The sequence below is a fragment of the Desulfolutivibrio sp. genome, from assembly GCF_036584575.1.
GTDB lineage: Bacteria > Desulfobacterota > Desulfovibrionia > Desulfovibrionales > Desulfovibrionaceae > Desulfolutivibrio.
This window is the reverse complement of record NZ_JAZHDB010000115.1, coordinates 1-12,902: the sequence shown is the minus strand read 5'-3', so window position 1 is coordinate 12,902 and position 12,902 is coordinate 1. Positions and strand designations below refer to the sequence as shown.

15 protein-coding genes and 1 tRNA gene are annotated in these 12,902 nt (G+C 62.6%); 11 read left to right on the top strand and 5 right to left on the bottom strand.

What is annotated here, in order from left to right; all coding sequences use genetic code 11:
- Positions 1–27: 27 nt before the first annotated feature.
- Positions 28–103, top strand: a tRNA-Val gene (locus tag V3572_RS08930).
- Between the two features lie 71 nt (positions 104–174).
- On the opposite strand, the gene V3572_RS08925 is transcribed toward V3572_RS08930, so the two are convergent.
- The gene (locus V3572_RS08925) at positions 175–513 is read right to left on the bottom strand and encodes a hypothetical protein (protein ID WP_332110641.1); all 339 of its coding nucleotides are present in this window, start codon (positions 511–513) and stop codon (positions 175–177) included.
- Positions 514–743: 230 nt separating this feature from the next.
- Here V3572_RS08925 and V3572_RS08920 point away from each other — a divergent pair, with 230 nt between their 5' ends.
- Together V3572_RS08920 and V3572_RS08915 are read left to right on the top strand one after the other, a co-directional pair.
- On the top strand, positions 744–1,127 hold the full coding sequence (locus V3572_RS08920) for a PaaI family thioesterase (RefSeq protein ID WP_332110640.1): 384 nt from the start codon (positions 744–746) through the stop codon (positions 1,125–1,127).
- Positions 1,124–1,594 carry a tRNA (cytidine(34)-2'-O)-methyltransferase gene (locus tag V3572_RS08915; RefSeq protein WP_332110639.1) on the top strand — a complete coding sequence of 157 codons (471 nt, stop codon included), beginning with the start codon at positions 1,124–1,126 and terminating at the stop codon, positions 1,592–1,594. Before V3572_RS08920 ends, V3572_RS08915 begins: the two co-directional genes overlap by 4 nt.
- A gap of 443 nt (positions 1,595–2,037) precedes the next feature.
- On the opposite strand, the gene V3572_RS08910 is transcribed toward V3572_RS08915, so the two are convergent.
- Together V3572_RS08910 and V3572_RS08905 are read right to left on the bottom strand one after the other, a co-directional pair.
- Positions 2,038–2,385, bottom strand: a complete 348-nt coding sequence (locus tag V3572_RS08910; RefSeq protein ID WP_332110638.1) for a hypothetical protein — start codon at positions 2,383–2,385, stop codon at positions 2,038–2,040.
- Between the two features lie 103 nt (positions 2,386–2,488).
- Entirely contained in the window at positions 2,489–2,650 is a 162-nt protein-coding gene (locus tag V3572_RS08905; protein WP_332110637.1) for a hypothetical protein, read from the bottom strand.
- 28 nt (positions 2,651–2,678) lie between these two features.
- On the opposite strand from V3572_RS08905, the gene V3572_RS08900 reads away from it, so the two are divergent.
- The 8 genes from V3572_RS08900 to V3572_RS08860 all read left to right on the top strand — a co-directional run bounded on the left by V3572_RS08900 (position 2,679) and on the right by V3572_RS08860 (position 10,497).
- The gene (locus tag V3572_RS08900) at positions 2,679–3,752 is read left to right on the top strand and encodes a hypothetical protein (RefSeq protein ID WP_332110636.1); all 1,074 of its coding nucleotides are present in this window, start codon (positions 2,679–2,681) and stop codon (positions 3,750–3,752) included.
- Between the two features lie 168 nt (positions 3,753–3,920).
- Positions 3,921–4,757 (top strand): hemolysin family protein, encoded by an 837-nt coding sequence (locus V3572_RS08895; protein WP_332110635.1) that lies wholly within the window; start codon positions 3,921–3,923, stop codon positions 4,755–4,757.
- Between the two features lie 38 nt (positions 4,758–4,795).
- Complete coding sequence (gene lnt, locus V3572_RS08890) at positions 4,796–6,313, top strand: apolipoprotein N-acyltransferase (protein WP_332110634.1); 1,518 nt, start codon at positions 4,796–4,798, stop codon at positions 6,311–6,313.
- A 31-nt stretch (positions 6,314–6,344) separates the two neighbouring features.
- Positions 6,345–7,461, top strand: a protein-coding gene (gene prfB, locus V3572_RS08885) for a peptide chain release factor 2 (RefSeq protein WP_332110633.1) whose coding sequence is annotated in 2 segments (ribosomal slippage) — positions 6,345–6,419 and positions 6,421–7,461 — 1,116 coding nt in all. Because the reading frame shifts where the segments join, the coding sequence is not laid out codon by codon here.
- Complete coding sequence (locus tag V3572_RS08880) at positions 7,445–8,311, top strand: GGDEF domain-containing protein (protein ID WP_332110632.1); 867 nt, start codon at positions 7,445–7,447, stop codon at positions 8,309–8,311. Before prfB ends, V3572_RS08880 begins: the two co-directional genes overlap by 17 nt.
- Positions 8,312–8,326: 15 nt before the next feature.
- Positions 8,327–9,160 carry a MinD/ParA family protein gene (locus V3572_RS08875; RefSeq protein WP_332110631.1) on the top strand — a complete coding sequence of 278 codons (834 nt, stop codon included), beginning with the start codon at positions 8,327–8,329 and terminating at the stop codon, positions 9,158–9,160.
- A gap of 133 nt (positions 9,161–9,293) precedes the next feature.
- A complete protein-coding gene (locus V3572_RS08870; protein WP_332110630.1) occupies positions 9,294–9,569 on the top strand; it encodes an HU family DNA-binding protein in 276 nt (91 codons plus the stop codon).
- A gap of 13 nt (positions 9,570–9,582) precedes the next feature.
- Complete coding sequence (locus V3572_RS08860; RefSeq protein ID WP_420705190.1) at positions 9,583–10,497, top strand: UshA-like (seleno)protein family 2; 915 nt, start codon at positions 9,583–9,585, stop codon at positions 10,495–10,497.
- 226 nt (positions 10,498–10,723) lie between these two features.
- Here the strand turns inward: V3572_RS08860 and V3572_RS08855 are convergent, their stop codons facing one another.
- Positions 10,724–11,713, bottom strand: coding sequence for a SphA family protein (locus V3572_RS08855; RefSeq protein ID WP_332110627.1), 990 nt, complete (start codon positions 11,711–11,713; stop codon positions 10,724–10,726).
- 22 nt (positions 11,714–11,735) lie between these two features.
- Positions 11,736–12,902, bottom strand: a 1,167-nt coding sequence (locus V3572_RS08850) for an MFS transporter (RefSeq protein ID WP_332110626.1), incomplete at its 5' end; no start/stop codon positions are given.

Below are 12,902 nucleotides of genomic sequence, written 5' to 3'. Positions count from 1 at the left end.
CCGGAATTTTCTTCTATCTTTCCAAGTGGGCGGTTAACTCAGCGGTTAGAGTGCCATCTTCACACGGTGGAAGTCCGGGGTTCAAATCCCCGACCGCCCACCACCGAATGCAACACAAAGCCTCGCATCTGCGGGGCTTTCGTTTTTGTGGCGGCCGCATCCTCTCCAGAAGCATTATTGGCCTTCCTTTCCATGCGCCTTAAGCTCCTGAATCTTTCTGTAATAGTCCACGATCTTGGCCTTGTTGGCTTCGATCTCGTCGTTATAGTGCTTTTTTATGATGCGCAACTCGGTACGCCGACGCACCGAAACCGGGTCGTTTTCCACTGTGCGACGCATCTCGACCTCGTATTCCCGAAGCGTCTTTTCGTCCTCGGCAATCCGTTCCTTGCACGTTTCGATGAACTGGTGGTAGCGGATAATGCTCTCCTGCGCCGTGTAACAACGGGCCGTGGAGGGCGCCACCAGGAAGAGAACCGCCAGCGCGGCGGGGATAAAAAGGATTATGCGCATTTTTCCGTCAGAAAAAGCCCGGTTCTCCGGACGCACGGAGCGCCGCGTCCGTGATTGTTTTTTCGCCTGCGGCCATGCCCGGGACGGCCCGCCGAGGGCGATTGACGCCCTCCCCTGCCCCGTCGGGTTCCGCATCGCGCTATAGCGCACAACGCCAGCCTTGACAAATCGGGCCTCACGGGCTTTTTTGCCATCTTTGCCAAACATTTTCCGCTCTGGAGGCGCCTGGTATGAAAGCATTCATGGATCGCGACGCCTTTGGCCGTTTCGTGGGCGTCGAGGCGATTTTCATCGAACCCGGCCGGGCCCGCATGCGCCTTGATCCGGACGACCGGCACAGAAACGGCCTGGGCATGGTCCATGGCGGGGCGCTTTTCACCCTGGCCGACATGGCCCTGGCCGCTGCGGCCAATTCCGGAGACCACTCGGCCGTGGCCATCAACGCGAACATGACCTTTGTCAAACCCGGGAAGAAGGGACCGCTTTTCGCCGAGGCCCGGGAGCTGTCGGCGGGCCGGACCATCGCCGCCTACGCCGTGGACGTGACCGACGAGGATGGCGTGCTTTTGGCCACGTTTACGGCCACGGTCTATCGCAAGGGAAAAGAGGCGTGATCGAGATTGTCCTTTTCAATCCGGAGATTCCCCAGAACACGGGCAATGTGGCCCGGCTGTGCGCGGGCACGGACACCCGGCTGCACCTCATCGAGCCTCTGGGATTCTCCCTGGCCGACCGCTACCTCAAACGGGCGGGCCTGGACTACTGGCCCCACGTCAGGCTTTCGGTCTGGCCGGATTTCCAGGCGTTTCTGGACGCCAGAGACGGCCCCTGCCGCCTGGTTCTGACCACCTCGGGCAACCGGGGGCATGCGGGAACCCCCTACCACCGCTTTGCATTCCACCCGGACGACCTGCTGGTCTTCGGGCCGGAGAGCACGGGCCTGCCGGAGGAGCTTTTGACGGCGGGGCACGCCGCCGTGCGCATCCCGGTCAGCAAAAACGTGCGCAGCCACAACCTGGCCAACGCCGCCTCCATCCTGCTCTACGAGGCCCTGCGCCAGCTTTGCGCCCTGCCGGAATAGCCCCGCCGACGGCCCAGGATGACCTGGCGCGCCCTGTCGCGTTTCCCTGGAAAAACACCCGCGTTTTTTCGAAATCAGAACCGTCCGGCAGGCCGGACTCGGATTGAGGACAAAGCCCCGGAAGGGGCTTTGCGCCGTCAACGGCGGCACTGCTCCGGGCGGAAGGCAACGAAAATCTATCGCTTACGGCGCGGCTGCGCGGCAACCTGCGCGTGATTTTCGAGGCTGTCGCCTTTGTCGGCAGCCTCCGTCCGGCCTGCCGGGACGTTCCCAGCCCCCCTTTCGGGGCGACACGCCGCCGGACACGCCCGGGAAAGGGTTCCTGGAGGCGATGCGTCGCGACGGTCTGGGATTACGGGAGAAGTAACGGAGAAAGAGGGGGGTGGGGTTCGCTTCCGTGCCAACCCCCGTGAAGGCGTCACCGGCCTGGCCGGCATGGAAGCTTACACGTAGGACGAGGTCGAGGACGACGACGAGTCGGACGAGGTTGACGCCGTCACGCTGGCCAGGTTCGACTCGAAAAGCGATTCGAGTTCGCCTAAAAGCCCGCCCGAGTCGTCGCCCGGAGGCGGCCCGTACATGGCGTTTCCGGCGGAATCGGGCGGCCGCAGATCCGGCATCTCGCCCGAGGCGGCGGCCTCGGAGAACTTGGCGGCCAGTTCGGTCAACATCTGCTGCCGTTGCGGATCGGTCTCCGCCTCGGCCTCGGCGGTCAGATCGTCGGCGATGTTCTGGGCCACGGTTTTAAAGGTGTCGTTGTCGCTTTGCTGCAGGCTCGCGAGCTGCTGCAAAAACGACCCGCTCTTTGAAATCGCCGCGGTGTCGCTCGATTCCGTGCCGGTCTCGGTCGTTGACGTGACGGATGAGGTCGATGTCTTGTCAATCCCCAAGATTTCATAGAGATACGATAAAGACGAGGATGAACTGACGCTCTCCGTGGACATGCCCATGGCCTCCTTCGGGTTGCAGGGTTTCGCCGGGGCGGGCAAAAATTTCCCCCGTCGGTTCAAAAGCAAAAAAAGGGCCGCAGGCAATTGCGGGAATTGTCTTGAGCATGTGCCCAGGATTCTTTAGAAGATACAGCATGCACGACGCGCCGTGGTTCGTTCCGTCCGCCCTCTTCGACCCAGGCTGGGTGGATCGCATGCGCAATTCCATCGCAGTCAGCGATTTCTCCCCTGAGGCGGCCATCATCACCGCTGTCTTTTTCGGCGGCTTTGCGGTGTTTGTGGCCTTCGCCTTTCTGGTCAAATCCCGGTCCACCGGCGAGGTCCGCCTGACCCCGCTGACCTGGATCACCCAGCCCGACACCATCCGGGACATCTTCCAAAGCGCCCTGCGCCGTCGCAGCAAGATCCGGCTGACCTTCTCCCGCGATGAGTCCATGGGCGCCTTCACCGATGCGGCCTTAAGCGAGGTGTATTCCGACAGCCTGATCCTTGAACTGTCGGCCGGGGTGCAGGCCAACCGGGGCTGGATCGGCAAGCGCGTGGAATGCGACTTCCGCCTGCGCCAGGATCCGACCACGGAACAGTGGAATTTCTACACCTTCGTGGCCGAGATCACGGACGTCAGGGTGGTTCCCGGACAGTTCGCCCAGATCACGGTATCCCTGCCCAGGTGCCTGGAAATGGAGCAGAAGCGGGCCTTTTTGCGCGTGGAACCCGGCCGGGCCGATGTCCGGGAACTGGACATCTGGCCCGAAACCCACGTGCGAGGCGACCCGCACCGCCCAGACGACCCCGAGACCTGGGGACACCCGGACCTGACCCTGACCGAAACCACGGCCCCGGACATCAACCTGGACAATGTCTCCGGCGGCGGCATGCGCCTGTCCCTGCGCGGCGACGCGTTACGCACCGGGCTGACCCTTTTGGTCCCCGGGCGACGGGTCTACCTGTTTTTGCGTCTGACCGACCGCCAGGCTGCGGACGAAAGCATCCTGTTCCGGCTGGCGTGCCAGGTGATGAACGTCTACGCCGCCGACGCCCCCGACGGGAGCCGGGCCTTCGGCCTGCGCTTCGTGGGGTTCGGCGAACCCGCCGCAGACAACGCCGCCCGCCTGGGTTGGAAGGCGCCCCAGGGTGGCGGCGTGCCCGCCGTGGACGACTGGGCCTACGCCAAACACCTGGACATGTACCGGGCACGCGGAAAATAGCCCCCGGGACCGGATTTTTCCGGTTTGCCCCCCATGGACGCCCCGGAAGGTTCATGCTAATCGCCACAAAACGATGACGAAACGCGCGTCATTCCGGCACATGCGTCCCCTATGCCGGACAGGACGGCAACGCGTCATGGTCGAAAACGTCTACGGGAGGAACCCGTTTTGGAAGACGATTCGGAAAGTACCTTCTGGAACTCCATCACCAAATTTTTCCGCCAGCGTGACGACGCATCCCTTGAGGCCCTGATCCAGGAGGCGCGCACGGAAGGGCGCATCCTGCCTGAAGACGCCTCCATGCTCCTAAACGTGCTGCGCCTTGAAAAAAAGCAGGTGGCCGACATCATGATCCCCCGGCCGGACATCATCTGCGCCGACCTCACGGACGGATTCGACGAGGTCTGCCGCCTGATCGTCACGCACGGGCACTCGCGCATCCCCATTTACAAGGAAAACCGGGATCACATGGTTGGCGTGGTCTATGCCAAGGATCTGCTGAAGGCCATGCTCGCCCCCGAGGGGGCCGACGCCTGCCCGCCCCATCCGAATCTGGAATCCATCCTGCGCGACCCCCTTTTCATCTCCGAGACCCTGAACCTCCGGCGCATGCTGCTCGAATTTCGCGGCCGCAAAAAACACATCGCCATCGCCCTGGACGAATACGGCGGCACCTCGGGGCTATTGACCCTGGAAGACGTTTTGGAGGAGATCGTAGGCGAAATCGAGGACGAGCACGAGCCGAACAAGCCGGAGGAATTGCAGATCATCGATGAGCACACCCTGCTGGTCTCCGGCCGCGCGCCCCTTGAAGATCTCAACGAGCGGCTGGGCATCCGCATCGAATCCGAACAGGTGGAGACCATCGGCGGCTACTTGAGCGAACTGGCCGGCCGGGTGCCGCGCAAGGGCGACACCTTCACCCTGGAGGGATGGCGGTTTACGGTCAGGGAAAGCGACAAACGCCAGGTCCGCTGGATTTTGGTGGAGGAATTATCCCTCTAAGCACCACGCAACACCGACCGGAGATACAGTCGCCTGCCATGTTTTTTCCCATTACGCTCGCCATCGTCGGAACCTGGATAGGTTTCGCCAATCCGGTCTACCGGTTTCCGGGGCTCATCCTCCTTTTCCCCCTGGCCATGGCCCAGGCGGCCTTTGCCGCAAAAACCCCGGGCCAGGCCGCCAAGGCCGGGCTGGCCGCCGGAACCATCGGCGCCCTGGGCGTGCTCTACTGGACGGCCATCCCCATCCGCTTCTACGGGCATCTGCCCTGGATCCTGGCCCTGCCCATGCCCGTGCTCCTGGCCCTGGCCATGGGGGCCTATGTGGCCCTTTTCGCGGCCCTTCTGCAACCGGCGGCCCACCGGCTGGCCCCTCTGCCCTTCGGTCTCTTTGCCGGGGCCCTGTGGACCCTGGTGGAGATCGGCCGGGGCACGCTTTTTTCGGGTTTTCCCTGGCTCAACCTGACCGCCGCCCTGAGCCCCTGGCCCTTCGCCGTGCAGGGCGCGTCCATCCTGGGCGCTTACGCCCTGGCGGGCCTTTTGACCGCCTGTATGGCCTGGGTCGCGGCCGGACGCTATTTCTCGCTGACCTCCCTTCTGGGGGTGGTCGTCCTGGTCGGCGTCGGGGTCTTCGGCAACCTCGAACTCAAGCGGCCCCTGCCCGAGGCCCCGGCCATCCGGGTCGGCATCGTCCAGGGCAACGTGGACCAAAGCCTCAAATGGGATCCCGACTACCAAAAGGCCACGGTGGACACCTACCTCGACCTTTCCGCCAAGCAGGTCGGCGAGGCCGCCACGGATCTTCTGGTCTGGCCCGAGACCGCCATGCCCTTCTATTTTCAGGACGGCGACGTCCTGGCCGCCTCGGTGGCCCGTTTCGTCCGGGAGCGCGGCGTGCCGCTGGTCACCGGCTCCCCGGCCTATGCCCGGGGCGACGACGGCTATTCCCTCTACAACCGGGTCTATCTGGTCACCCCGGACGGCGAGACCCCGGCCCATTACGACAAGGCCCACCTGGTGCCCTTCGGGGAATACATCCCCTTTGGCGAATACCTGCCGTTTTTGTCCAAGCTGGCCCACGGCGTGGGCGATTTCGTAGCGGGCCAGAACGCCGCCCCCCTGCGCCACGGCAATCTTGCCCTGGGGCTTTTAATCTGCTATGAAGCAATATTCCCGGAATTGGCCCAGGCGAGCGTGGAGGCCGGGGCCAACATCCTGATCAACGTCAGCAACGACGCCTGGTTCGGCCGTTCTTCAGCCCCCCTGCAACACCTCGATCTGGCCGCGCTTCGGGCCGTGGAACAGGGGCGATTCCTCATCCGGGCCACCAACACGGGCATTTCCGCCGTGATCGACCCCCGGGGCCGGGTGCTGGCCCAAAGCGGCCTGTTCGCCGCCGAAACCCTGGCCTACAGCGGGGCGGCCCTGTTGACGGAACAGACCCCCTTCCATTCGTATCGCGGCCTGATCCATTGGACCTGCGCCGGGATCGCGGCGGTTTTGGGGACGTTGACCCTTTTGTCCGTGCCGCGCAGGCGTTCGAACAAAATCCGCTGAACCGGCAAAAAACCCCTCCACACGGAAAAATATGCTCCAATATCCGGAATTGCGCACCCAAGCCAAGGAACTGACCGATAAATTCCAAGACCTGTGGAGGCGTCTTTGACATCGATGCCGACCAGAGACGCCTTGAGGAAATCGAACGCGAACTGGTTCGCCCCGACGCCTGGGACAATCCCGAACGCCTGACCCCTGTTTTGCGGGAAAAAAGCCTGATCGTCGCCAGGGTGGACCGTCTGGCGGAATTGCGCCGGGTGCGCGACGACCTGGAGGAATGGCTGGAATTGGCCAAAGACGAGGGCGGCCAGGAGGTGCTTGAGACCCTGTCGGACCAGATCGTCCTTTTGGGCGAGAAGCTGAAAAAAGCCGAGATGGCCGCCTTCTTCACCGGACCCGAGGACACTGCGGACGCCATCTTTGAGATTCATCCCGGTGCGGGCGGCACCGAGGCCCAGGACTGGGCCGAGATGCTCCTGCGCATGTACCGGCGCTGGTGCGAACGGGAGAATTTCGAGGTCAAGTTCCTGGACTTTTTGCCGGGCGACGAGGCCGGGGTCAAAAGCGTCACCCTCCAGATCTGCGGCCCCTATGCCTACGGGCTGTTGCGCAGCGAAAAGGGCATCCACCGCCTGATCCGCATTTCGCCCTTCGACGCCTCGGGCCGCCGCCATACCTCGTTCGCCTCGGTGGACGTCTATCCCGACGTGGGGGTCGACATCGACATCGAGATCAAGGATGAGGATCTGCGCGTGGACGTGTTCCGGGCCAGCGGCCCGGGCGGCCAGCACGTCAACAAGACCAGTTCGGCCATCCGCATCACCCACCTGCCCTCGGGCATCGTGGTCCAATGCCAGAACGAGAAATCCCAGCACCGCAACCGGGAATCGGCCCTCAAGGTTTTACGGGCCAGACTCTACGAATTGGAGCTGCAAAAGATCGAGGCCGAAAAGAAGGTGGACTACGAGGCCAAAAACGCCATCGGATTCGGCAGCCAGATCCGGACCTACACCATGCAGCCCTATCGGCTGGTCAAGGACCACCGCACAGGGGTGGACATGGGCGATGTGGACGCGGTTTTGGACGGGGATCTGGACAAGTTCATCCGTGGCTTCCTGTTGCGGCAAAGCGATGCCAGACAACACTGATCCCGCCACGGCCGAAAACCGTGAGGCCATCCTGGCCGAAATATTAGCCTTGCGTCGACTGTTGGCCGAACGGGCGGTCTCCTGCCCGGGCGGCGCCCCGGGCAAGGAGGATGACGTCGTGCTCTTGCGCCTGTGCAGCGGCCTGCCGCTTGCCGAATGGGACGCCCTGGCCAAGAACTACGACCTGCACGAATGGCTGGTCATGCCCCTTAGGGGACACCCACTGCCGCATCTCAAGCGCATCCAGAAGACGATCCAGGAGCTGGCCCATCTCTCGGACCACGACCATCTGACCGGGCTCGCCAACCGCTCCGCCTTCGAGCGCACCCTGGCGGCGGAGCTTGAGCGCAGCACGCGAAACGGCACGTCCCTGTCCCTGGCCATCCTGGACCTGGACGACTTCAAGGCCGTCAACGACACCTATGGGCACCTGTGCGGCGACGAGGTGCTGCGCCGGGTGGCGACGGTCATCGCCGAGGCCAAACGCACCTATGATTTCGCCGCGCGCATCGGCGGCGAGGAATTCGCCCTGGTCTTGCCGGGGCTCGGCCTTTCCCGGGCCGAAGGGGCGGTGCGCCGCATCATCGCCGCCGTGGCCGGGCTTCGTGTGGACTGTGGCCACTTCGCCTCGGATTTGCGGGTGACGGTGTCGGCCGGACTGGCCTGCACCAAGGGCAAGGTGGCGCTCACCCGCGACGGGCTGTTCGGCCCCGCCGATCAGGCCTTGTACGAGGCCAAGTCCCAGGGCAAAAACCGGGTGGTCAAGGCCCCCCTGGTGGATCTCGCCCTGCCTCCGGAGGATACCCTGGTCGGGGCCGACGAGAAAAAATTCCTGTTTACCGGCTCGTGAAGGATGTGACCTGCCATGGACATCACGGAAAAAAATCCCAACGCCACCCTGAGCGTTTCCATTTTAAGCGGCAAGGGCGGCGTGGGCAAAACCAACATGGCCCTGAACCTGGGCTTTGCCCTGTTCAAGGCCGGACACCGGCTCCTGCTCATGGACTTCGACGTGGGCCTGGCCAACATCGACGTGCTCCTGGGACTGTCCCCGGAAAAAAATCTCCAGGATCTCTTCCGGCCCGGGGCCACGGCCGAGGACGTGGTCTACCCCATCGAGAGCGGCGGGTTCGATTTCCTGCCCTCGGCCAGCGGCGTGCCCGAGCTTTTGGAGATGGACGAGGACATGCGCGAGGCCCTGTTCTCCAAGCTCAACAGCGTTTTTACCCGCTATGACTACCTTTTTCTGGACCATGGCGCGGGGATAAGCTCCAACGTGCTGTCGGCGGCCTCCATGAGCCGCATGCCCATTTTGGTGGTCACCCCGGAGCCGACCTCCCTGACCGACGGCTATGCCGTGATCAAGGTGCTTGCGGCCAAGCACCGGGTGCGGAACTTCCATGTCCTGGTCAACCAGGTCGCCAGCGCCAAGGAGGGCCAGCGGACCTTCGACCGGCTGGCCGCGGCCTGTGAGCGTTTCCTGGGGCTGTCCCTGTCCTTTCTGGGCAGCGTGCGCCTGGACGCCGCCGTGCCCGACGCCGTGCGCCGCCAGGTGCCGCTGATGAAGCACGCCCCCACCTGCCCGGCGGCCCAGGACATCATTGCGGTGGCCGTGAAAATCCATCGCCACCGGCAAAAACTCGGCGCGAAGCTCAAAGAGGGCACTATTCTCAAGAATATTTTGGAACGGGCCTCCTAGCCCTTGACGACCCGCCCCCTTTTTCGGCAAGATTTTAAAATGGATGCATGAATTCGAGGGGTCGATCAGGGGTCGCATGTCAAGGTCACCGGGGCCGAGGGCCGCACGGGACAAAACCGCAAGGGAACGCACAATGAACAAGAGCGAACTCATCAAAAACCTGGCCGAGGCCAGGGAGCTGCATGTGGACGAAGCCTCCGACATCGTCAACGCCTTCATCGAATCCATCAAGCAGGCCCTGGTCAACGACGACCGGGTGGAGATTCGGGGTTTCGGCAGCTTCAAGATCAAAAGCTACAAGGGCTATACCGGGCGCAACCCCAAGTCCGGGGACGTGGTCACCGTGGCCCCCAAAAAGCTTCCGTTTTTCCGTCCCGGCAAGGAACTCAAGGAATTCATCAACCAATAGCCCGGGACTCCCAGTGAAACGCCTCGCGATCCTCTTTCTTCTCGCCGTAGTCTGGTCGATGTGCGGGGTCGGCCATGTTGTTGCGGCCGACTCCCTGGCGGTGATTTTCACGGCCAACACCTTCGGGGCCTTTTCGCCCTGTCCCACCTGAGGCGGCAAGACCGTCGGCGGCATGGCCCGGCGGGCCACGCTTGTGCATCGGGTTCGGGACGGCCTGCCGTCCGACGCCGCCCTCGTCCAGGTGGTCGGCCCCTACGAATTCCTGGAACCGGGTGACGTCCAGGCCCCGGCGGGAACGGCCGGTCCCATGGCTGCGGCCCTGGCCCGGCTGGCCCCGGATGTCCTGTGCCTGGCCCCGGAAGAGGCCGCCATGTTGTCCCGGTCGGGCCTCGCCCTGCCCCAGGGGGCCGTGGTGCTGTCCGGCGCGCCCCAGACCAGGGTGGTTCCCCGGGGCGGGGTGCGCCTGGGTTTCGTGTTTTTTCCCGTGACCGCCAAACCCGGGGCCGACCCCGAGGCCAAGGCCCGGGCCGCCGTCGTCGCCGCCGCCCGGGAGATGCGCGGCAAGGCCGATCTGGTCATCGGGATAAGCCCCTGGGGCAGCATGCCCGAAGAGGCGTTTCTCACCGCCAACCCCGACGTGTTCGACGTGCTTTTGGGCGCCGGCCATGGCTTCGGCACCCCGGCCATGCCCCAGCCCGTGCCCCGGACCCTGTGGGCCCGGTCTCACACCAAGGGCAAGACCATAAGCCGCCTGGACATCTCCCTGCCCGTGAAAAAAACCGACGCCCCCTGGCTTGTTGGGGAAAACCACCGCGCCGAACTGCTCAATCCGGATTATACGGTGCCCGGCGACCCGGACATCGCGATCCTGGGGGATGCGCCCACGGTGGCGGCCACGACGCCCCCGGCGGGAACAGGCACGCCATAAAAGCGTCCCTCCCCTGTCCCTCCTCGCGCTCGTCTTGTCTCATGATTCGGTTCTCATTTGGCACTAAGATTCATACAAATTGTGTCCAAGAAAACCAAATCCGCCTCAAGAAGGCCAATCGGCCTCGAAGGCGGCATGAGCAGCAACCGGACTATAGCTTAACCTCGCCGCAAAACTGTCCAACCATCCGCGACCACCTCAACCTCGCCCCACCCGCATCCATTACTCAAAAAGCCACGATAAGCGAACCATAAAACGTCTCGCCCAGAAAGCTATTCGTGGCGCCCAGACCGTGAAGCCACTTGGTCTCAAACGTGAAATTCTTACTCCCGAGGGGCGCCGTATAGGTGACGGCCGGGCCGATCCCCGCGCCCGAGGAGAAAAATCCGCCCAAGGTCGCACCCGGACCCGAGTCCGGCGTGGTCTGGGTGAAGAGATACCCCACCGCGCCAAAGGCCAGCGCTTCATTGACGTGATAGGCCAGAGTCCAATCCACATGAATCTGGTTCCCGGACAAATAGTGGGTGGCCAAGTTCCCGGTATTGATCATGTACCCGGTATTGAAAGACAGCTCGTATTGCTTTTCATGCAGCCAAGTGAACGCGACGTTGCCGTCGAAGGTGAAGTAATTCATCCCGAGGTCGGTAAGCGTATTTTTATCGTAATAGCCCGTCGGCAAAAAGACCATGGGCATGACGGTCAGATGGCATTCGCCGAATTGCCAGTTTGCGATAAGCGGCATAAGGAAAATGTCGGAAAGCCCCCCCCGATCCCCGCCGCCGCCGAAATCCAGATGATGTTCGGACCTATAGCCGATCCGGCGTGACCTTGCGCCGTAGTCCAAGGCCACGTTGCCGGTGACATGTTCGGTGACGATGAAAGGAAGGCCTACGCCCAGGCCAAGGAAGCCGCCGATGGCCGGAACTTCGAACATGGCGGTGAGGGTGGTGATGTTCATCGCCATGGTCTGGTCGATCCCTGCGTAGACGTGGCCGCCCTTGCTCGCGCCGTCCATATGGGCGGCCATGTAGACCGTATCGTTGCGCACGGAAATACCAGCCCCCGGAACATAGGCCATGAGGAAGTCCCCGTAGGCCCCCTGCATATAGTGGCTGGCGCCGCTCTCAGCAGACAAAGCGTCGCCGGAAAGGCCAAGGGAGCAAAGAAACGGCAGAATGCCGATGTAAAGGCGTAGGCCCCGATACCTCGTACGCATGGCGTTTTCCTTAACGAACCTGTCAGCCCCGCAAGTCCTTGAGTTTACGGGTGGTCAGGTTCATAGCCGGGAAGAGAAACAAAGCGCCGCCGACGGCGAGAAGCATAAGGGACGCTCGTACCGAGAAAATGCGCCCTTTGTTGTAATCCGCGACGATCGCTTCGACGTATTGCCCCTCAATGTTCTTTTTTTTCAAAAATGACCGGACATCGTCGTCCACCACAAAGGCCATGCTGTCGACCATGCGGGAGAGGTCATCCACTGCCGGGGGAAACGACCTGTTCTTCAGTATCTCCGTTTTTGTGAACGTCGTCAGCCCGACCACGAGCACAAGCCCCGCCAGGGCCAAGCCTATGGCCTGGCCGATGTTGCGCGCCGCTCCCTGGGCGCCCGAGGATTGGCCAGCAAGTTGTTTGTCGTGGAAGGCGTCTTCAATGGCCGTGGTGACGGCGCAGGGGGCTTCCGCCGTGACCATGCCGGAGCCCACTCCAAGGAATAACGCTCCGATATACAGCCAGAATGAAAAGCCGTCCGGGCCGATGGCCATGACGATCAGGATCGTGGACGCAACGCTCAGTCCAATGCCCGCGAGGCTTATTCCTCTGAGGGAAAAGTTTTGGCCGAACTTCGGTGTGAACAGGGATCCTCCAATCATGCCCACCGAGACGACGGCGAAAATGGCGCCCGAGATCACGGCATTATACTTGAGAACGATCTGAAGGTAGAGCACCAGGACAAAAGCGGCGCCCATGGCGAGGTAATAATAGAAGCCGGTCATGAAAAGACCGGCCCGGACGCCGGGATTCATCAAAAGCACGCCTCGCAAAAGGACGGCGTCTTTTCCGTATTTTCGCTCCCGCATGCTTTCGCGCCGCGAAAAACTGAACAACACGGCGAAGCCCGCCAGCACGAAAAACAAACATGGGGAAAGGTTGTATATGGAGAACGGAGCCTGCGAGTTCGCAAAAAAAACGCCCCAGGTGCTGGCCTTTGCCAAGGCGAGCAGTATTGTCGTCAGGCCGACAAAAAGGAGCATGAATCCCGCGAAATCGAATCTGGCCGGGAAGCCGGAGGCGGCGGCGCGCGGCGCGAAGACATAAAACCCAAGAAGACATAGGAAAAAGATCGCCGCCAGAATAACAAAACCGGCTTGCCAACTTAGGTACATGACGGCGACCCCGCTGCCGAT

Bases quoted from the DNA above. Each gene is read 5' to 3' on its own strand.
- V3572_RS08855 (WP_332110627.1), bottom strand. From the start codon at position 11,713: ATGCGTACGAGGTATCGGGGCCTACGCCTTTACATCGGCATTCTGCCG.
- lnt (WP_332110634.1), top strand. From the start codon at position 4,796: ATGTTTTTTCCCATTACGCTCGCCATCGTCGGAACCTGGATAGGTTTC.
- V3572_RS08905 (WP_332110637.1), bottom strand. From the start codon at position 2,650: ATGCTCAAGACAATTCCCGCAATTGCCTGCGGCCCTTTTTTTGCTTTT.
- V3572_RS08925 (WP_332110641.1), bottom strand. From the start codon at position 513: ATGCGCATAATCCTTTTTATCCCCGCCGCGCTGGCGGTTCTCTTCCTG.
- V3572_RS08870 (WP_332110630.1), top strand. From the start codon at position 9,294: ATGAACAAGAGCGAACTCATCAAAAACCTGGCCGAGGCCAGGGAGCTG.
- V3572_RS08920 (WP_332110640.1), top strand. From the start codon at position 744: ATGAAAGCATTCATGGATCGCGACGCCTTTGGCCGTTTCGTGGGCGTC.
- V3572_RS08875 (WP_332110631.1), top strand. From the start codon at position 8,327: ATGGACATCACGGAAAAAAATCCCAACGCCACCCTGAGCGTTTCCATT.
- V3572_RS08880 (WP_332110632.1), top strand. From the start codon at position 7,445: ATGCCAGACAACACTGATCCCGCCACGGCCGAAAACCGTGAGGCCATC.
- V3572_RS08900 (WP_332110636.1), top strand. From the start codon at position 2,679: ATGCACGACGCGCCGTGGTTCGTTCCGTCCGCCCTCTTCGACCCAGGC.